General features: G+C 69.3%; 19 protein-coding genes. 14 read left to right on the top strand and 5 right to left on the bottom strand.

The genetic code is table 11. The features are described from left to right. Positions 1-4: 4 nt before the first annotated feature. Positions 5-1642, bottom strand: a complete 1638-nt coding sequence (locus tag A9977_RS15180; protein ID WP_183025694.1) for a (2,3-dihydroxybenzoyl)adenylate synthase — start codon at positions 1640-1642, stop codon at positions 5-7. A gap of 13 nt (positions 1643-1655) precedes the next feature. Continuing rightward, on the bottom strand, positions 1656-2417 hold the full coding sequence (locus A9977_RS15185) for an SDR family NAD(P)-dependent oxidoreductase (RefSeq protein WP_183025695.1): 762 nt from the start codon (positions 2415-2417) through the stop codon (positions 1656-1658). Between the two features lie 241 nt (positions 2418-2658). Between A9977_RS15185 and A9977_RS15190 the strand changes: the two genes are divergently transcribed. Further along, positions 2659-3624 (top strand): LysR substrate-binding domain-containing protein, encoded by a 966-nt coding sequence (locus A9977_RS15190; protein WP_183025696.1) that lies wholly within the window; start codon positions 2659-2661, stop codon positions 3622-3624. A 1-nt stretch (position 3625) separates the two neighbouring features. On the opposite strand, the gene A9977_RS15195 is transcribed toward A9977_RS15190, so the two are convergent. After that, positions 3626-4354 carry a hypothetical protein gene (locus A9977_RS15195; protein WP_183025697.1) on the bottom strand — a complete coding sequence of 243 codons (729 nt, stop codon included), beginning with the start codon at positions 4352-4354 and terminating at the stop codon, positions 3626-3628. A gap of 26 nt (positions 4355-4380) precedes the next feature. Beyond that, positions 4381-5016, bottom strand: a complete 636-nt coding sequence (locus A9977_RS15200; protein WP_183025698.1) for a hypothetical protein — start codon at positions 5014-5016, stop codon at positions 4381-4383. A gap of 458 nt (positions 5017-5474) precedes the next feature. On the opposite strand from A9977_RS15200, the gene A9977_RS15205 reads away from it, so the two are divergent. The 8 genes from A9977_RS15205 (at position 5475) to A9977_RS15240 (ending at position 14985) form a co-directional block, all read left to right on the top strand. Continuing rightward, positions 5475-6422 (top strand): LysR substrate-binding domain-containing protein, encoded by a 948-nt coding sequence (locus tag A9977_RS15205; protein ID WP_183025699.1) that lies wholly within the window; start codon positions 5475-5477, stop codon positions 6420-6422. A 225-nt stretch (positions 6423-6647) separates the two neighbouring features. Then, on the top strand, positions 6648-8267 hold the full coding sequence (locus A9977_RS15210; protein ID WP_183025700.1) for a methyl-accepting chemotaxis protein: 1620 nt from the start codon (positions 6648-6650) through the stop codon (positions 8265-8267). A 5-nt stretch (positions 8268-8272) separates the two neighbouring features. Continuing rightward, positions 8273-8758 carry a chemotaxis protein CheW gene (locus tag A9977_RS15215; protein WP_310936141.1) on the top strand — a complete coding sequence of 162 codons (486 nt, stop codon included), beginning with the start codon at positions 8273-8275 and terminating at the stop codon, positions 8756-8758. After that, complete coding sequence (locus A9977_RS15220; RefSeq protein ID WP_183025702.1) at positions 8749-9993, top strand: protein-glutamate O-methyltransferase CheR; 1245 nt, start codon at positions 8749-8751, stop codon at positions 9991-9993. The genes A9977_RS15215 and A9977_RS15220 overlap by 10 nt, the downstream gene beginning before the upstream one ends. Next, positions 9986-10675 carry a chemotaxis protein CheW gene (locus tag A9977_RS15225; protein ID WP_183025703.1) on the top strand — a complete coding sequence of 230 codons (690 nt, stop codon included), beginning with the start codon at positions 9986-9988 and terminating at the stop codon, positions 10673-10675. The genes A9977_RS15220 and A9977_RS15225 overlap by 8 nt, the downstream gene beginning before the upstream one ends. Continuing rightward, complete coding sequence (locus tag A9977_RS15230) at positions 10672-12900, top strand: hybrid sensor histidine kinase/response regulator (RefSeq protein WP_183025704.1); 2229 nt, start codon at positions 10672-10674, stop codon at positions 12898-12900. The genes A9977_RS15225 and A9977_RS15230 overlap by 4 nt, the downstream gene beginning before the upstream one ends. Next, complete coding sequence (locus tag A9977_RS15235) at positions 12897-13940, top strand: chemotaxis response regulator protein-glutamate methylesterase (RefSeq protein WP_183025705.1); 1044 nt, start codon at positions 12897-12899, stop codon at positions 13938-13940. The genes A9977_RS15230 and A9977_RS15235 overlap by 4 nt, the downstream gene beginning before the upstream one ends. A 1-nt stretch (position 13941) precedes the next feature. Then, on the top strand, positions 13942-14985 hold the full coding sequence (locus tag A9977_RS15240) for a diguanylate cyclase (protein WP_183025706.1): 1044 nt from the start codon (positions 13942-13944) through the stop codon (positions 14983-14985). Positions 14986-15010: 25 nt separating this feature from the next. Here A9977_RS15240 and A9977_RS15245 read toward each other — a convergent pair whose 3' ends face one another. Further along, the gene (locus tag A9977_RS15245; protein WP_183025707.1) at positions 15011-15736 is read right to left on the bottom strand and encodes a FadR/GntR family transcriptional regulator; all 726 of its coding nucleotides are present in this window, start codon (positions 15734-15736) and stop codon (positions 15011-15013) included. Positions 15737-15966: 230 nt separating this feature from the next. On the opposite strand from A9977_RS15245, the gene A9977_RS15250 reads away from it, so the two are divergent. The 5 genes from A9977_RS15250 to A9977_RS15270 are packed head-to-tail and all read left to right on the top strand — an operon-like array spanning position 15967 to position 19317. Further along, positions 15967-16458: a RidA family protein gene (locus A9977_RS15250; protein WP_183025708.1), complete on the top strand. Its 492-nt coding sequence runs from the start codon at positions 15967-15969 to the stop codon at positions 16456-16458. A gap of 3 nt (positions 16459-16461) precedes the next feature. After that, a complete protein-coding gene (locus tag A9977_RS15255) occupies positions 16462-17127 on the top strand; it encodes an amino acid ABC transporter permease (protein ID WP_183025709.1) in 666 nt (221 codons plus the stop codon). A gap of 1 nt (position 17128) precedes the next feature. Continuing rightward, positions 17129-17785, top strand: coding sequence for an amino acid ABC transporter permease (locus tag A9977_RS15260; protein ID WP_183025710.1), 657 nt, complete (start codon positions 17129-17131; stop codon positions 17783-17785). Further along, complete coding sequence (locus A9977_RS15265; RefSeq protein WP_183025711.1) at positions 17766-18494, top strand: amino acid ABC transporter ATP-binding protein; 729 nt, start codon at positions 17766-17768, stop codon at positions 18492-18494. Before A9977_RS15260 ends, A9977_RS15265 begins: the two co-directional genes overlap by 20 nt. 46 nt (positions 18495-18540) lie before the next feature. Then, positions 18541-19317 (top strand): transporter substrate-binding domain-containing protein, encoded by a 777-nt coding sequence (locus A9977_RS15270; protein WP_183025712.1) that lies wholly within the window; start codon positions 18541-18543, stop codon positions 19315-19317. Positions 19318-19321 lie beyond the last annotated feature (4 nt).

A 19321-nucleotide genomic window follows, 5' to 3' on the forward strand; every position in this document is an offset into this window, starting at 1 on the left:
GCGCTCAGGCCGCGGGGTGGGCGGCGAACATTTCGCCGAGGGCTTTCTTGGAGACCTTGCCGAAGGTCGAGACCGGGAAGTCCGGCAGCACTTCGAGGCGCTCGGGCAGCTTGAAGCGCGCGATCTCCTGCGACTGCAGGAAGTCCACGAGCTGCGCGAGCGTGAGCGCGTGGCCCGGCTTGAGCACCACGCAGGCGCACATCTTTTCGCCCAGCCGTTCGTCCGGGTAAGGCACGCAGGCCACGTTCTGCACCGCCGGATGCATGAGCACGAGGTTCTCCACCTCTTCGGCGCTGATCTTTTCGCCGCCGCGGTTGATCAGGTCCTTCTTGCGGCCCTCGACGATGTAGTTGCCCGAGGGGTGGCGCCGCATCAGGTCGCCCGAGCGGTAGAAGCCCTCGGGCGTGAACTGGCGCGCGTTGTACTCGGGCACGCCGAAGTAGCCGCGCAAGGTGTAGGGACCGCGGCAGGCCAGCTCGCCCACCTCGCCCTCGGGCACCGCATGGCCCTCGTCGTCGAGCAGCAGCACCTCGTCGTCCTCGCAGACCGGGCGGCCGCAGGTCTCCAGCAGCACCTCCTCGGCATCGCCTTGGCGCACGAACATCAGCAGGCCTTCGGACATGCCGAAGTTCTCCTGCACGAAGGCGTTGCGGAACAGCTTGCGCGTGCGCAACCGCACCTCGGGCTGCATGCGCTGGCCGCCGCTCTGGATCTGCCGCACCGAGCCGAGTTCGAAGCCAGCGATGGCTGGGTCGTTGATCAGCCGGATCAGCAGTGCCGGCACCACCTTGAGGTGCGTCACGCGGTGCCGCTGGATCAGCGCGAACATCTCGGCCGGCCGGGTGTTGGCATGCAGCACCACCGTCGCGCCCTGAAAGAAGAAGCCCTGGATGCCCGGGCAGGCCAGCGGCAGGTTGTGCGCGATCGGCAGCACCAGCAGCAGCACCGATTCGGCGTCCACGCCCGCGACCTGCGCCGCCACCCTGGAGTTGTAGGCGTAGTCGTTGTTGGTGCGCGGGATCAGCTTGGGGATGCCGGTGGTGCCGCCCGAGAGCTGGAAGATGCAGGGGTCGGTGGGGTCGATGGCCAGCGTGTCCAGCCGGCTGCGCGGCAGCGTCGCGGGCCGCTCGATGAGCGCGACCAGCGAATGCTCGCCCGGCCCGGGCTCGCCGAGCACCAGGCGCAGCTGCAGCGCGGGGTTCTCGGCCTGCACGCGCTCGATCATCGGCGCGAAGGCGAAGTCGCCCAGCGCATCCGGGTAGACGCAGCAGTGCGCGCCCGACAGCCGCGCGAACTGGCTGATCTCGGCGAAGCGATGGGTCACCAGCGCCGCGATCGGGATCGCGCCGATCTTCTGCAGCGCCAGGTAGAGGATCACGAACTCCGCTACGTTGGGCAGCGTCGGGATCACCCGGTCCAGCGGCCGCAGGCCCAGCGCCAGCAGGTTGAGCGCGAGGTTGTCGCTGGCGGCGTCGAGCGCGGCGTAGGTGTAGCGGCGCTCGCCGTCGATCAGTGCGGTGCGTTCGCCGAAGCGCTGGAACACCTCGGCGAATTCCTGTGCGAGCGACCGGTCGCGCCAGTAGCCGCGCGCGCGGTAGCGGCGGGCGAAGTCGGCGGGGAAGGGAACGAATCCTTCGAGCATGGCGCTTCCTTCCTCAGGTCGAGCTGGTGAAACCGCCGTCGATGACCACCACCTCGCCGGTGACGAAGCGGTTGTGCGCGATCAGGCTCAGCATGGTCTCGGCCACGTCGTCCGCGTTGACGCAGCGGCGCAGCGGCGTGGCCCGGGCGCGCTTGCCCATCAGGTCCTCGTACTTCTCGCCCAGCATGCGTTCCATCCATTCGCCTTCCATCCAGCCGGGCGCGACCGCGTTCACGCGGATCTCCGGGCCGAGGTTCCAGGCCAGCGTCTTCGTGAGGTTGACCACGGCCGCCTTGCTGGCCGCGTAGGGCAGGGGTTGCGGGCCGGGCCGCAGGCCGACGATGCTGGCGGTGTTGACGATGGACGGCTGCGTGCCCTTGCGCAGCAGCGGCACGGCCGCGCGGCTGACCTGGAAGGTGCCGCGCACGTTGACCGCGAAGGTCCGGTCCCATTCCGCGAGGTCCAGGCTCTCGAGGTCCTTGACCTTCCAGTTGGCGGTCGTGCCGGCGTTGTTGACCAGCGCGTCGAGGTGGCCGAAGGCCTCGCCCACCGCGTTCAGCGTGTGGCGGACCGCGGCGTCGTCGCTGACGTCGCATTGCAGCACCAGCGTCTGCGCGCCCAGGTCGCGCGCCTCGGCGGCCACGCGCTGCGCGGCCGCTTCGCTCGCGCCGTAGACGATCGCGACATCGTAGCCGGCACGCGCCAGGGCGAGCACGGCACTGCGCCCGATGCCGGTGGCGCCGCCGGTCACCAGGGCCTTTTTTCGTTGGGACATGTTCGATTTCTCCAGGAGTTGGCAAGGGAGTGCCCTGGCGGGCCGAGGCCTGCCTGATGGCATGCGGAAAAGAGGGAAGGGGTGCGCCGCTGCGGCTAGGCGCGGAAATGCGGTTCGGTAGTCATGCGTGTCTCCTTGTCGTTCGTCTTGTCTGTGCAATGACCAGGGAATGTAGGCATGGCTGGGGTGACGCGACAGAGGGCAAAATCTTCGAAGCGTTCATGTTTTGGAAACCCCCCGGATGAAGCTCAATCAACTTAGGGACATCGTCGCCATCGTCGACCACGGCAGCCTGCGCGCCGCGGCCAGGGAACTCGACACGCCGCAGGCCGCGCTGTCGAAGAGCGTGCGTGCGCTGGAGCGCGAGCTGGGCGTGGAACTGTTCGCGCGCGAGGCGCGGGGGATGGTGCTGACGGGCCTGGGAAAGCTGTTCCATCAGCGTGCGAGCGCGGTCGTCAACGAGCTGCGCCGCGCGCACGACGAACTGGCGCAGGCCCAGGGCGAGGAGGGCGGGCAGATCACCGTCGGCCTGTCGATCATGCCGCACGTGGGCATGCTGCCGCATGCGCTGCCGCAGTTCAGGCAGCGCTATCCGCGCGTGAAGCTGCAGCTGGTCGAGGGCCTGTTCCCCGAGCTGGAACCACGCCTGCGCAACGGCACGCTGGACTTCTACCTCGGCGCCGCGCCGCACACGCCGCCCGCGCCGGGGCTGGTGTCGACGCTGCTGTTCGAGAACACGCGTGCGGTGATGGCGCGCAAGGGGCATCCGCTGGCACAGGCGCAGTCGCTGCGCGAACTCAAGGGCGCGGACTGGGCGACCACCTCGGTGGACTACCGGGCCGAGGAGGATTTGCAGGCGCTGTTCGAGGCCAAGCGGCTGCCCGCGCCCGCGGTGGTGCTGCAGGCGCAGTCGGCGCTGTCGATGATGGTCGCGCTGGCCTCGACCGACCTGCTGGCGCTGCTGCCCATCCAGTGGGCGGAGTTCCCGCTGACCCGCGACGTGCTGATGCGCATTCCGCTCAAGGAGCGGCTGCGCGCGCCGTCCATCGTGATGATCCGGCGGCCCGACCTGCCGCTCACGCCCGCGGCCGAGTTCTTCTGCGACGTGATGAACCGGCACGCGCCGGCGACCGATGCCGGTTCATCCGCCGGCACCGTTCGGCCGCGGCGGCGCGTGGCGGCAGGCCGGAAGGGCTCCGCTCAGTAGCTCAGTAGGGAATCGGCGGCGCGGAGCAGCCCGGCGGAATGCCGTCGCCCACCTTGGGCTCCACCGTGGACCGCGTGGCGCACATGTAGGAGCGCGCATAGGTGATCTGGTGGCCCTCCCAGGTGGCGAAGCGGTAGCCGGCGTTCCAGCGCATCTCGTACTCCTTGGGCTGGCACGGGTAGTTCCAGTTGGAGGGGCACGACTGCCGGACCTTCCCCGTCGGCAGCCAGGCGCCGCCCCAGTCTGCCGCGGGGATGTACTTGTCCAGCGCGATGATCATGGCGTAGGCGTTGTAGCCAGAGTTCATGAAGATGGTCTGGCCGATCTGGAAGGTGGAGCCCTTGGTCCAGGCCTTCGACACATCGAATCCCACGCCGCCGGTGATCGCCTTGAAGGCACCCTTGAGTTCCATCTTGAAGGTCAATTGCGTCATGACCTGTTCGAAGCGGCCTTCCGTCTTGTTGGCCTGGCAGCCGCTGGGATGACCGGTGCTGCAGAAGACCGTGAATTCGGGGTAGTACTTCTGAATGCGCCAGACCCAGTGGGTGCCCTGCGCGCCCTGGTAGGACGGATAGGTGATCCATGAATGGCCACCTTCGCCGCGCGGCTGCCCGTTCTTGGACCACATGATGGCGCCATCGTTGTGCGCCCGGGCCTGCGAGCCGATGCCGAGCAGAAGGGCGCTGCAGAAGGCGCCGAGAACAAATTTCCAGGAGATCGATTTTTTCATCTTTGACCCTCGTGCATTCCGTTTCTTCATTGGACCTTGGGGGTCTCGCTGCCGCGGCGACCGACCTTGTTCATCAGGGACACGAGTTCGGTCTTCTCGTCGTTCCCGAACGCGAACAGCCCGATGCTTTCGTCGGGCCCGCCCTTGTAGAGCATGACCGCGGCCGCCTTGGCGCCCATGTGGGTCAGCTCGTAGCTCAGCTGCTGGATGCGCGATTGCGACATCTCGCTGCCGGACGAGTCCAGCACGACGACCAGTCCTTCCTCGAGTGCCGCGAGCACCTTGGGCCGGTACTGCTCGAAGTCGCCGTCCACGTTGACCACCAGGCCGTCGACCGTCGTGTCGAGCTGCGTGGTCGCGTCGGGCGAGACTTTCTGGAAGACGATGGGGTTGCCGTTGCCCTGCGTCGTCAGTCCCGATGCATCGGGCGACAGGTTGATCCAGGTGGCGGTCTTCTTGACCCCTTCGGCTTCGGGCGCCGCGGGGTCCTTGTTCTCTTCCTTCGCCGTCTCCTTCTCGGGCTCGGGCGCTTTCTTCTCCAGTTTTTCCTCGACGCCCGAGGCGCTCGGGTTCGACGGGCCGGGGTTCGTGCCCCCGCCTCCGCCGCAGCTTGCAAGGAACACCGCCAATGCAAGGGTGTTCAGGCTTGCCATGGATTGCATAGATTTCCTCTCTCCATCTGAAATGAAAATGAATGGTTTTGACGGACTGACTCGGTTTTGCCTCCGTGCATCCACGCTGGCTGTTGTTGTCACGAGCGATCGAGCCGATCCCCGTGTCTTCTCAGCGAGAAATGCTGTCGTGGAACAGTCGCGCGCGCATCCTTCCGCGTGAAGATGCCGGCATCGAATGAGCGAGCGCGACTGTAGGGACGGGGCTGGCGAAGCACCAATGGAGAAGCGTGATGGCGTCATCACTGGGCGAAATGGAGCGTCGGGACGTGGCCCGGATCGCGTCCTTGTCATGATCCCGCGTCACGATCCCGGGCGGGCAGGGCCGACGCGTTCAACGGCCATGCCATGAACACGCACGCACCTGGCTTCCGGCACCGGAACATGGGAAGCGACGAGGGCAAGGCTTTCTCCACGGGGCGGAGCCGGTTGCCAGAGGACTACACACCGTGAACATCAACACCATCGATCTGAATCTCTTCCTGGTCTTCCGCGCGATCTATGCCACCCGAAGCGTGACGGCGGCAGGCGAGCGCCTGTGCATGACGCAGTCCGCGGTGAGCAATGCGCTCAAGCGCCTGCGCGACCGCTTCAACGATCCGCTGTTCGTGCGCACCGCCGCGGGCATGCAGCCGACGCCGATGGCGCAGCAGCTGTTCCATCTCATCGAGGAGGGGCTGCTCAAGTTCACCCAGGCGATCGACCGCGCCCGCAGCTTCGATCCAGCCACCTCCGATCGACTCATGCGCATCGCCCTCAACGATGTGGGCCATGCCGTGCTGCTGCCCACGATCATGGGTGCGGTGCGGGCGGCCGCGCCGGGGGTGCGCATGGAGACCGTGTCGCCCTCGACCGAGCAGGAAACGCGGCGGCTTCTGCAGGACGGCGAGATCGACCTGGCGCTCGGCAGCTGGCCTTCGCTGGGGGCCGGCTTTCGCCATGAGACCCTGTTCGACGAGTCCTTCACCTTGCTGATGCGATCGGCGCACCCGTTGCGTGGCCGTGCCCTGACGCTCGAGGAATACCTGGACGCCGAGCACGTGCTCTACCGCCCGAGCGGCGCGAGCGAACTGGCGCTGCAGGCGGCGCTGTCCAACGAAGGCATCCTGGCGCGCCGCAAGGTGGTGCTAACCTCGGCGCACTTCGTGGGCCTGGCCGCCGTCGTGGCCTCGTCCGACTGGATGCTCACGCTGCCCTGCAGGCTGGCGGCGGCGATGAAGGGCCGCGAGCCCGGCATCGCCGTCGCACCGCTGCCCTTCGTGTTGCCGCCGTTCCCGGTGCTGATGCAGTGGCACGAACGGGTGGACAGCGATGGCGGCAACGACTGGCTGCGCGGCCTGCTCACGCGGCATCTGGGCAACCTGCCCATGCCGGCACAAATCGCGCGCCGAACCTAGCGCGCCGTTGCGTCCGAACCACCGCGCACGCAGCGCATGCCGACGCCAAGCAATCCGAAACAGTGAGCGCACTTACATTTTTTCACCGTACCAGTCGCGCGCGGATTCATTGTCGTTACCATTGCCGCGGCTTCCAGGCGGGCATGCGAGCCGAGCCTCGATGGCTTGTGTGCTGAAGCGGTAAGCCATTCTTCTACGTCTCGGTGCCCGCGCCATCCCCGTCCTATGAAAAACCTGACCCTTCGCCAGCGCATGCTGGCCAGCTTTGCCGTGATCCTGGGCATCATGGCCTCGATGGCGGCGCTCAATCTTGCGCGCCTGGTGACGATCGAACGCGAGGCCGACGTGCTGCGCACCGACTCGGTGCCGGGCCTGTTCTACAGCGCCTCGCTGCGTTCGACCTGGGGGGCGGGCTTCATCCAGCTGCGCGACGTGCTCGAGCAGCCCACACCCGAAAGCCGGCGCAACCTGCTGGCCGCGCGCGCGCGCTTCGATGCGCATTTCGACGAGCTGATGGCCGGCTATGACGGCACCCTGCACTTGCCCGAGGAGGCGGCGCTCGCCAAGGAGTTCCGCCAGGCGGCCGCCGAGTACCGGCGCCTGCGCGACGTGCTGCTGGCCGATGAGAGCCTGGCCATCCCGGGCCGGGCGCGCGCGGCGGTGCAGGAGCAGCTGCTGCCGCAGTTCACGCGCGGCAGCGAGGCGCTGGTGGCGATCCTCGCCGTCAACAAGAAGCAGGCCGACATCGCGACGGCGAGCATCGGCTCGGCGATCTCGAATGCCCAGAAGGGCATCCTCGTCTCGCTGTGCGTGGCCCTGGTCGCGGCGGTCGCTTGCGGGTTGCTGCTGATGCGCGCGATCACCCAGCCGATGGGCGCCATCGTCAGCGGGCTGACGCAACTGGGCGCGGGCGACCTGAGCCGGCGCCTCGACCTGGCGCGCAAGGACGAGTTCAACGCGATCCAGCTCGGCTTCAACACCACGGCCGACGAGCTCTCGACGCTGGTGGGCCGGGCGCAGCGCTCGGCGATCCAGGTGGCGACCTCGGTCACCGAGATCGCGGCCACCTCGCGCCAGCAGCAGGCCACCGCGACCGAGATCGCCGCCACCACCACCGAGATCGGCGCGACCTCGCGCGAGATCTCGGCCACCTCGCGCGACCTGGTGCGCACCATGACCGAGGTGTCGGGCGCGGCCGAACGCACGGCCGAGTTGGCAGGCAGCGGCCAGACCGGCCTGGCGCGCATGGAAGACACGATGCGCAACGTGGTCGACGCCGCGGGCTCGGTCAACGGCAAGCTGGCCGTACTCAACGAGAAGGCCGGCAACATCAACCAGGTGGTGACGACCATCACCAACGTGGCGAACCAGACCAACCTGCTGTCGCTCAACGCGGCCATCGAGGCCGAGAAGGCCGGCGAGTACGGGCGCGGCTTCGTGGTGGTGGCGACCGAGATCCGCCGCCTGGCCGACCAGACCGCCGTGGCCACCTACGACATCGAGCAGATCGTGCGCGAGATCCAGTCCTCGGTGTCGGCCGGCGTGATGGGCATGGACAAGTTCTCCGAAGAGGTGCGGCGCGGCATGGCCGACATGCAGCAGGTGGGCGACCAGCTGTCGCAGATCATCCAGCAGGTGCAGACGCTGGCGCCGCGCGTGCAGATGGTCAACGAGGGCATGGGCGCGCAGGCGACCGGCGCCGAGCAGATCAACCAGGCGCTGGCCCAGCTGAGCGAGGCCACGCAGCAGACCGTCGAGTCGCTGCGCCATTCCAGCTCGGCCATCGACGAGCTGAACCTGGTCGCCAACGACCTGCGAAGCGGCGTCTCGCGCTTCAAGGTGTGAGTCCCGTGCGCAGGCTGTTCCTGCTGTTCCGGCTGGGCGAGGACCGCTATGCGGTGGCGGCCGATGCGGTGCTGCGCGTGCTGCCCCTGCAGGCGCTCAAGCAGCTGCCGGGCGCGCCGGACTGGGTGGCCGGTGTGCTCGTGCACGGCGGCGCGCCGGTGCCGGTGATCGACCTGAGCCGCATTGCGCTCGGCCGGCCTTCGCGGCAGCGGACCAGCACGCGCATCGTGCTGGTGAAGCACCGCCATCGCGGCCAGGGCGTGGCCCACACGCTGGGGCTGATGCTCGAAGGCGTGACCGAGACGGGCCACCGCAATCCGGCCGACTTCGTGCCCTGCGGGCTCGACAACCCGCGGGCCCGCTACCTCGGACCGGTGCTCGACGAGCCGGAAGGCATGCTGCAGTGGGTCGACGTCGACGCGCTGCTGAGCGACGAGGCGCGCGCCCTGCTGTTCCCCGATGCCGTCGCAGGGGTGCTCGCATGCAGCTGACGACCCACCCGCGCTTCGGCGACCTGCTCAAGCAGCGCATCGGGCTGGATGCCGGGTCCATCGGCGATGCGGCGATCGCGCGCGCCGTGCGCCTGCGCTCGACCGCCTGCGGCGCCGCCGACGACGAACACTACTGGGCCCTGCTGCAGTCCAGCCCGGCCGAGGTGCAGCAGCTGGTCGAGGCGGTGGTCGTACCCGAGACCTGGTTCAACCGCTACCCGGAGTCGCTGGTCACGCTGGTGCAGGTGGTGCGCGAGCGCCTGTCGCGCAGCGCGCAGGTGCGCATCCTGAGCCTGCCCTGTTCGACCGGCGAGGAGCCGTACTCGATCGTCATGGCGCTGCTCGACGCGGGCATTGCCGCCGAAGGCTTCACGGTGGACGCGGTCGACGTCAGCGAGAAGGTGATCGCGTTCGCGCAGCGCGCGGTGTATGGCGCCAACTCCTTCCGCGGCGACGTGGCGGGCCTGCGCGAGCGCTACTTCACGCCGTCGCCGCAGGGCGAGGTGCTGGCCCGGCGCGTGGTCGAGCGCGTCAGCCTGCGCGCGGGCAACCTGTTCGATCCGGCATCGCTGGCCGGCGGGCAGCCCTACGACATCGTCTTCTGCCGCAACCTGCTGATCTATTTCGATGCGGCGACGCAGGAGCGCGCGCTGGACGTGCTGACGCGCGCGACGCATGCGACGGGCGCGCTCTTCGTCGGCCCGGCCGAAGCCAGCCTGCTGACCCGGCACGGCCTGCGCGCGATGGCGCCGCACGCCTTCGGTTTCCATGTGGGCCGCACGGCCGCGGTGGCCCGCGCCTTGCCGGTCCATCCGGCGCCGTCGGTACCGCGGCCGTGGCCCGCGCCCGTCGCTGCGCAGCGGGCGCCGGCGCGGCCGCAGCCCCCGGCCGTGTCGTCGCCCCCCGTCGCCGCGCCGGCGCCGGGCAGCGAAGGCGTGGACGCGCTGCGCCGGCTGGCCGACCACGGGCCGGCGGCCGAGGCGCTCGCGGCCTGCGAACGCTGGCTCGCCGCGCATGCGCCGACCGCGCAGGTCTATGGCCTGCAGGGCGTGCTGCACGATGCGCTGGGCCAGCCGCGGCAGGCGGAAGCCGCCTACCGCAAGGCCCTCTATCTCGAGCCCGCGCATGCGGAATCGCTGGTCCACCTGGCCGCGCTGCTGGAGGCGCAGGGCGACCTCGAGGGTGCGCGCCGCCTGCAGGCACGCAGCGCAAGAAGGGAGCGCCGCCATGCTTGAAGACCTGTCGCAGGCGGCGGTCGACGACTGCTGGAACCGCATCGGCATCCACGGCGACAAGCGCTGCGAGCTGCTGGCGGCGCATGTGCACTGCCGCAACTGCCCGGTCTACGCGCGCACCGCGCGGGAACTGCTCGACCGCTTTCCGCCCAGCCTGGCCGCGGCCTCGGCGCCGGCCGACGAGGATGCGGCGATCGCTTCGCACATGGCGCATCACGCGCTCGCGCTGCTGGTGTTCCGCGTGCAGGGCGAATGGCTCGGCCTGCCGACCCGCGTGCTGGAAGAGGTGGCGCCGGTGCGGCCGGTGCACACGCTGCCGCACCACTGGAGCCCGGCGCTGCTGGGCATGACCAACGTGCGCGGCACGCTGACCGTCTGCGTCTCGCTGGCCCAGCTGCTGGGCATCGACCCGCAGCGCACGCCCGAGGCGCGCGCGCGCCAGGGCGCGCCGCGCATGCTGGTGATGGCCGGCGCCAAGGGCACCGGCCGGCCCGTGGTGCTGCCGGTGGACGAGGTCGACGCCATCTACCGCGTCGACGAGAACACGGTGCAGGCGCTGCCCGACACCCTGTCGCATGCCAGCGTGAAGTGCGCGCGCGGCATGGTGCGCTGCGGACCGCGCACGGTCGGTTTGCTCGACGCGGCCCTGCTGGCCCAGGCCATCGACCGGAGCCTCGCATGAACCCAGACCAGATCCGCGACGCCTCGATGCTGGAGCTGTTCCAGATGGAGGCCGAGACCCAGGTCCAGGTGCTGAACGCCGGCCTGCTCGCGCTGGAGCGCGACCCGCGCGCGGCCGCGCACCTCGAGGCCTGCATGCGCGCGGCCCATTCGCTCAAGGGCGCGGGCCGCATCGTCGACCTCGAGCCCGCGGTGCGCATCGCCCACGTGATGGAGGATTGCCTGGTGAAGGCGCAGGAGGGCCGGCTGCTGCTGGAGCCCGCCGACATCGATGCGCTGCTGATGGGGGCCGACCTGCTGCTGCGCGTCGCCACGCCCGGCATCGACCTGACCCGGGACATCGGCGAGCTGGAGGCACGGCTCAGTGGCCAGGCCCCCGCGGGCGCATCCGTCGCGCCGGCCGCAGCCGCGCCCGTGCCCGTCGCGCCACCAATGCCGCTGCCGGCCGTGGCCGAGGCACCGGCCGCCTTGCCCGACGAGGAGCGCGTGCTGCGCGTGACGGCCGACACGCTCAACCGGCTGCTGGGCCTGTCGAGCGAGACGCTGGTCGAATCGCACCGGCTCGATCCCTTCAACGCGTCCATGCTGCGGCTCAAGCGCCAGCAGCGCGGCGCCAGCCAGGCCCTGGAGACGGTGCGCGCGCTGCTGTCCGAGCAGCCGGCCGACGCGCGGCTTCAGGCGGCGCTCGACCAGGCGCTGCAGATCATGGGCGAGTGCGAGCGCGGGCTGGGCGAGCGCATGGGCGAGCTCGACCAGTTCGGCTGGCGCATGAGCCACCTGGCCCAGCGCCTCTACGACACCACGCTGGCCTGCCGCATGCGGCCCTTCGGCGACGGCCTGGGCGTGATGGCGCGCTCGGTGCGCGATCTCGGCCGCGCGCTCGGCAAGCAGGTGCGGCTTGAGGTCGAAGGCGCCGCGACGCAGGTCGACCGCGACATCCTCGAGAAGCTCGAGGCGCCGCTGACCCACCTGATGCGCAACGCGCTGGACCACGGCATCGAGACGCCCGAACGGCGACTGGCCGCCGGCAAGCCGGCCGAAGGCGTGGTGCGGCTGCAGGCGCGGCACAGCGCCGGCATGCTGCTGATCGAGATCGGTGACGACGGCAAGGGCATCGACCTCGAGCGCCTGCGCGCCGAGATCGTGCGACGCCGCCTGTCGACCGCCGAGACCGTCGAGCGGCTCAGCGAGGCCGAGCTGCTCGAGTTCCTGTTCCTTCCCGGGTTCAGCACCCGCACCGAAGTCACCGAGATCTCGGGCCGCGGCGTGGGGCTCGACGTGGTGCAGAACATGGTGCGGCAGCTGCGCGGTGCGGTGCGGGTGCACCAGCAGACCGGGCAGGGCATGCGCTTCGTGCTCGAGATGCCGCTGTCGCTGTCGGTCATGCGCAGCCTGCTGGTGGAGATCGGCGGCGAGAACTACGCCTTTCCGCTGGCCTACGTCACGCATGCGCTCGAGGCGCCGCGCGCCGGCATCGAGCAGATCGAAGGGCACCAGCACCTGCGCTTCCTCGACCGGCACATCGGCCTGGTGTCGGCGCGCCAGCTGCTGCAGTACGACGAGCCCGCCGCCGCCGGCGACACGGTGAGCGTGGTGGTGGTCGGCGAGCATGGCGACATGTACGGCGTGGCGGTGGACCGCTTCGTCGGCGAACGCACCCTGGTCGTGCAGCCGCTCGACCCGCGCCTGGGCAAGCTGCAGGACATCCAGGCCGGCGCGCTGATGGAAGACGGCGCGCCGCTCCTGATCCTCGACGTGGAGGACCTGCTGCAGTCGATCCGCAAGCTGATCGCGGGCGGCCGGCTCACGCGCGTGGACGCGGGCGGCGCGGTGGCCGACACCTCGCCGCGCAAGCGCGTGCTGGTGGTCGACGACTCGTTGACGGTGCGCGAGCTCGAGCGCAAGCTGCTGGCCAATCGCGGCTACGACGTCGCGGTCGCGGTCGACGGCGTCGACGGATGGAACGTGTTCCGCTCGGAGCCCTTCGACCTGGTGGTCACCGACGTCGACATGCCGCGCATGGACGGCATCGAGCTGGTGGCGCGCATGAAGCGCGACCCGCGGCTGCAGCACATCCCGGTGATCGTGGTTTCCTACAAGGACCGCGAGGAAGACCGCCAGCGCGGCCTCGACGCCGGCGCCGACTACTACCTCGCGAAGAGCAGCTTCCACGACGAGGCGCTGCTCGACGCGGTCGAGGACCTGATCGGAAAGGCGAGCGCATGAAGATCGGCATCGTGAACGACATGCCCCTGGCGGTCGAGGCCCTGAAACGGGTCATCGCGCTGGAGCCCAGCTTCCAGGTGATCTGGGTCGCCGGCACCGGCGCCGAGGCCGTCGAGCGCTGCGCATCGCAGCGGCCCGAGGTGGTGCTGATGGACCTTCTGATGCCGGTGATGGACGGCGTGGAGGCGACCCGCCGCATCATGGCCGAGACGCCGTGCGCCATCGTCGTCGTCAGCGGCGACGTCGCCGGGCAGACCGGCCGCGTGTTCGATGCGATGGGCCACGGCGCGCTCGACGTCGTCGGCACGCCGGTGCTCGGGCCGGGCGACATCCGGGAGGCCGCCGCGCCGCTGCTGCGCAAGATCCGCAACGTGGGCTGGCTCATCGGCCGCTACGACCCCACGCGCGGCGCGCCGCCGCCCGCGGCCGGCCTCGGCCCGTCCGCGCCGGCGACGCGGCTGGTCGCCATCGGCGCCTCGGCCGGCGGCCCGGCCGCGCTGGCCGAATTGCTCAAGGAACTGCCGGCCGATTTCCCGGCGGCGATCGTGCTGGTGCAGCATGTGGACGCGCATTTCGCCGCCGGCATGGCCACCTGGATCGATGCCCAGACCGTGCTGCCCGTGCGGCTGGCGGTGGACGGCGAAGTGCCGCGCGTCGGCACGGTGCTGCTCGCCGGCACCGACGACCACCTGCACCTGCGGCCCGACGGCCGCCTCTGCTACACCCACGAGCCGGCGGCCGCGCTGTACCGTCCCTCGATCGACGTGTTCTTCCAGGACCTGGCCAGCCACTGGCGCGGCGAGGCCGTGGGCGTGCTGCTGACCGGCATGGGCCGCGACGGCGCGCAGGGCCTGAAAGCCATGCGCGAGCGCGGCTTCCTGACCATCGCCCAGGACCGCGCCAGCAGTGCGGTCTACGGCATGCCGAAGGCGGCGGCCGAGATCGACGCCGCCGCCGAGATCCGCCCCCTGCGCGAGATCGCGACCCGGCTGATGAACTGTTTGCCGACGCTGCGCGCGCCGGCCCCCCGAGGATATTGACATGCTTCCGATCCCAGACCCGTCCCTGGTCCTGCCCGAGCAGGGCGCGCATTCCACGATGGTGCTGCTGGTCGACGACCAGTTCATGGTCGCTGAAGCGGTGCGCCGCGCGCTGGCCGCGGCGCCGGAGATCGCCTTCCATTTCTGCTCCGACCCCGCGCAGGCGTTGACCATCGCGGTGCAGACCCGGCCGACCGTGATCCTGCAGGACCTGGTGCTGCCCGGCGTCAACGGCCTGTCGCTGGTCGAGGCCTACCGCGCGCACCCGGTGACGCGCGACATCCCGATCATCGTGCTGTCGACCAAGGAAGACGCGGGGATCAAGAGCGCGGCCTTCAGCGCGGGCGCCAACGACTACCTGGTGAAGCTGCCCGACAGCGTGGAGCTGATCGCGCGCATCCGCTACCACTCGCGTTCCTACCTGGCGCTGATCCAGCGCGACGAGGCCTACCAGGCGCTGCGACAGAGCCAGCAGCAGCTGCTCGAATCGAACCTCGAGCTGCGTCGCCTCACCAACTCCGACGGCCTGACCGGGCTGGGCAACCGCCGCTACTTCGACGAGTACCTCGAGGCCGAGTGGGATGGCTGCGTGCGCGACGGGCGCCAGATCAGCGTGCTGATGATCGACGTCGACCATTTCAAGGCCTTCAACGACCAGTACGGCCACGTGCCCGGCGACGAGGCGCTCAAGCGGGTGGCGCGCACCATCCTGGCCTGCTGCGACGGGTCCTCCGGCCTGGCCGCGCGCTTCGGCGGCGAGGAGTTCTCGCTGGTGCTGCCCGGCCTGCCGATCGGCGGCAGCCGGCTCATCGCGGAGAAGCTGCGCCGTGCGATCGAGGCGCTGCAGATCCCGCATTCGGCCTCGTCCTCCGGTCCGTGGCTGACGGTGAGCGTGGGGGTGAGCGCCACGGTGCCGCAGGTGCGCGGCACCTCCTCGAAGCTTGTCGAGTTGGCCGACCGCGGCCTCTACGAAGCCAAGCGCCTGGGGCGCAACCGCGTGGCGGTCGGCGACAGCGCCCTGTCCGCGGGGTCTGCCGCGGCCTGATGAGCGAAGCGGGCCGGCCTTCGGCTCAGCCGTAGACGCTGAGCGAAGCCAGGATCTGCGTGAAGTAGTCGGTCGCCAGTTGCGTGGCCGCCTTGGCATCGCGGGCCTCGATCGCATCGACGATGGCGGTCAGTTCGCGCAGGGTCTTTTCGCGCACGATGGTGCCCACGGGGCTGTGCAGGCTGGAGCGCCCGTCGTACTGCACGGCGCGGCGGTCGGTCACCACGGCCTCGAACACCTGCATCAGGAAACGGTTGCGCGTGGCGCGGTAGATCGCCTGGTGCACGCCGTAGATCCCTTCCTTGAAGTCGATCCACTGGTCGGCATCGCGCACGGCCGCCAGGTGGTGGCGCATCAGCGCGAGGTCCTCGGCGTCGGCGCGCTGCGCGGACAGGGCCATCATGGCCGGCTCGAACAGCAGCCGGCCTTCGAGGATCTCGCCATAGGTCGGCACGTCTTCATGGTGGGCGGCCACCGGCAGGTCGGTCTCGCTCAGCAGCTGCAACAGCGAGTCGGCCAGGAAGGTGCCGCTGCCGACCTTGCGCAGCAACAGACCCTGGCTGCTCATCATCGCCAGCGCGTGGCGCACGGTGCCGCGCGTGGTGTGGAACTGCGTCGACAGGTCGCGCTCGTTCGGCAGCTTGTCGCCGGGCTTGAGCACGCCGTCCTGTATCGACTGGAGGATCGCCCGATAGACCTTCGATGCGGTGGCCTTGTCCTGGGCGCCGATGCGCTCCGACAGGTCGGCCATCGGCCCGGTGGCGGTGTTTGACGGAAGCCCGGGGGCTATGGTTTTATATTTCGCCAAAATGGTTGACCAATGATGAACTGCAATCCTAGAATAAAAACAGCTTCCTGCGTGATCTCGCAAGGAGCATGCACCAGAATTGGTTAACCAATTGCAGTGAACGCTGCGATTTTCCCAGATAACACGGCGGCTGCACCACCTTGGGTGGCGCCAGCGCCCCAACTCCACCATTCATGGCACTGGATTCGAACACCGCGACCGACCTGACACCCGAGATGCGGCTCGCCGGCCTGGGCCTGGCCTTGCCGTCGGCCCCCGAGCCGGTGGCCAATTTCGTGGCCTGGCGGCGCGTCGGCCCGCTGCTCTATCTGTCGGGGCAGGGGCCGCTGGAGGCCGATGGGCACCTGCATGTCGGCCGCGTCGGTGAAGAGGTCGAGATCGAAGCCGCCTACCTGCACGCCCGGCTCACCGGCCTCAACCTGCTGGCCGTCGCGAAGGAGGCGCTCGGCGAACTCCGCCGGGTGCGCAGCGTGGTCAAGCTGCTGGCCTTCGTCAACGCGGCGCCGGGTTTTGCGCAGCATCCGAAGGTCATCAACGGTTGCTCCGACCTGTTCGTCGCGGTGTTCGGCGAGGCCATCGGCCGCGGCGCGCGGTCGGCGATCGGCGCGGGCTCCTTGCCCGGCAACCAGACCGTCGAGGTCGAAGCCATCCTGGAAGTGGACTGACGCATGGCCTACCAGTTCCAGTTCGAGGCGCTTGCGCCGTACACCGGACAGCTGATCGAGGGCATGGCCCATACGCTCGCGTATGCCGCATCGAGCATCGTGCTCGGCATGGCGATCGGGGTGGTGGGCGCACTGGTGCTGATCTACGGCAGCAAGCCGCTGCGCGGTGCCACCCGCGTCTACGTGGAGTTCTTCCGCAACACGCCGGCGCTGGTCCAGCTGTTCCTCATCTACTTCGGCCTGCCGAACCTCGGGCTGCGGCTCGATGCGCCGGTGGCGGGCGTGATCTCGCTGGCGCTCTACTGCGGCGCCTACATGGTCGAGGTGTTCCGCTCGGGCCTGCTCTCGGTGCCGAACGGCCTGTCCGAGGCGGGGGCGGCGCTCGGCCTGCGCCGTCGGCAGGTGCTGGTGCACGTGCTGTTCGTGCCGGCACTGCGCAACGTCTTCCCGTCGCTGGCGAGCCAGATGGTGCTGACCCTGATCGGCACCAGCCTGATCTCGCAGATCGGGGTCGAGGACATCTTCCACGCGGGCAGCTTCATCGATTCGCGCACCTTCCGCAGCTTCGAGGTCTACCTGGTGATCTGCGCGATGTATTTCGTGGCGGTGCAGGCCCTGCGCATCGTGCTGGGCTTCGTGCAGCGTCGCCTCTTTCCGAAGGAGTTCTGAGATGCGGAGTCTCTCCATCGCCGACCTGTGGCTGATCCTCGGCGCGATCCGCTGGACCGTGGCCCTGGCACTGACCGCGCTGGTGATCGGCAGCGTGATCGCGCTCGGCATCGCCGTCGCGCGCACCTCGCGCCATGCCTGGCTGCGGGTCGTCGCGCGCATCTACGTGGAACTGGTGCAGGGGACGCCGCTGCTGGGCGTGCTGTTCCTGCTGTACTTCGGCGTGCCGATGCTGATGGGCATCCAGATCGATGCCTTCACCGCGGCGTCCATCGCCTTCTCGCTGTCGGCGGGGGCCTTCCTGGGCGAGATCTGGCGCGGCAGCGTCGAGTCGGTGTCCAAGGGGCAGTGGGAGGCCGCGGCCTGCGTCGGCCTGCGGCGCTGGCATGTGATGCGCCATGTGGTGTGGCCTCAGGCTGCCCGGGTCGCGCTCGCGCCGACGGTGAGCTACCTGGTGCAGCTCATCAAGAACACCTCGCTGGCGGCGCTGGTCGGGCTGGTCGAGCTGACCCGTTCGGGCCAGATCGTCGCCGGCTCGACGCTCGCGCATCTGCCGGTCTTCTGCGGCGTGGCCCTGTGCTACTTCGCCATCTGCTATCCGCTGGCTCGCCTGGCACTTTCCCTGGAAGGACGCATGCATGTCGCTCGTGCGCATTGAATCGGTCGAAAAGCACTTCGGTGACAACCATGTGCTGCGTGGCGTCTCGACGGAGGTCGCCAAGGGCGACATCGTGGCGCTCGTGGGCCGCAGTGGATCCGGCAAGAGCACGCTGCTGCGCTGCGTGAACGGGCTGGAGACCATCGGCTCCGGCCGCATCGTGGTCGATGGTGTCGATGTGCATGCGCCATCGACCGACCTGGCGCTGCTGCGCCAGCGCGTCGGCATGGTGTTCCAGAGCTTCAACCTGTTCCCGCACCTGTCGGCGTCGGCGAACGTCACCTTGGCGCCCGTGCTCACGAAGAAGATCACGCGCGACGAAGCCCCTGCGCTCGCCCGGCAGATGCTGGAGCGCGTCGGGCTGGGCCAGAAGCTCGATGCCATGCCGTCGCAGCTGTCGGGCGGCCAGCAGCAGCGGGTGGCGATCGCGCGTGCCCTGGCGATGTCGCCGCAGCTGATGCTGTTCGACGAAGCCACCTCGGCGCTCGACCCCGAGCTCGTGGGCGAGGTGCTGCGCGTCATGGAAGACCTCGCGCGCGAGGGCATGACCATGATGGTGGTGACGCACGAGATGGCGTTCGCACGCCGCGTCGCCTCCGAGGTGCTCTTCATGAACCAGGGCCGCATCTGGGAGCGCGGCACGCCCGAGCGAATGTTCGGCGCACCGCAGACCCCCGAGTTCCAGCAGTTCGTCCAGTCGGTCGTCTGACCGCCTTCCGTCCCTTCCCATTCCGTTCACTTCCAGGAGCCTTCCCATGTCCAAACCTGCATCCCTGATCGCTGCCGCGCTGCTGTGCGCCGCGCCGTTGTTCGCGCACGCGGACAAGCTCGCCGACATCAAGTCCAAGGGCGTGATCCGCATCGCGACCACCATCGATGCGGCGCCGTGGGGCTTCACCGATGCCGCCGGGAAGCCGACCGGGCTCGACGTCGAGCTGGCGGAGAACGTGGCCAAGGCGATGGGCGTCAAGCTCGACCTGCAGCAGGTGACCGGTGCCAACCGCATTCCCTACCTGCTCTCGAACAAGGTCGACGTGGTGATCGCCGCGCTCGGCAGTTCGCCGGAACGCGCCAAGCAGGTCGCGTTCTCCAAGCCCTATGCGGCGGTGTACCTCGGCGTCTACGGCGGCAAGGGCATCGCCAAGGTCGCCAAGCCCGCCGACCTGGCCGGCCAGAGCATCGCGGTGCCCAAGGGCTCGACACCCGACCTCTCTCTCAGCGAGATGGCCCCCGGCGCCAAGCTGATCCGGCTGGAGGACACGGCCTCGACCATCTCGGCCTTCCTGTCCGGTCAGGCACCGCTGTTCGCCGAGAACAACTTCATCGCGCAGAAGGTCGCCGACGAGAACCCGGCCAAGGGCATCGAGATGAAGACGCTGCTGCGCATCAGCCCGGCGTACATGGCGGTGCAGCCGAGCGAGACCGCGCTGCTGGCCGAGATGAACAAGATCGTCGATGCCAAGACGGCCGACGGCAGCCTTGCCGCCTTGCGCCTGAAGTGGTTCAAGGACGAGCAAAAAGAAGTCAAGTAAGGAG

It is taken from the genome of Variovorax sp. UMC13 (genome assembly GCF_014170375.1).
Classification (GTDB): Bacteria; Pseudomonadota; Gammaproteobacteria; order Burkholderiales; family Burkholderiaceae_C; genus Variovorax.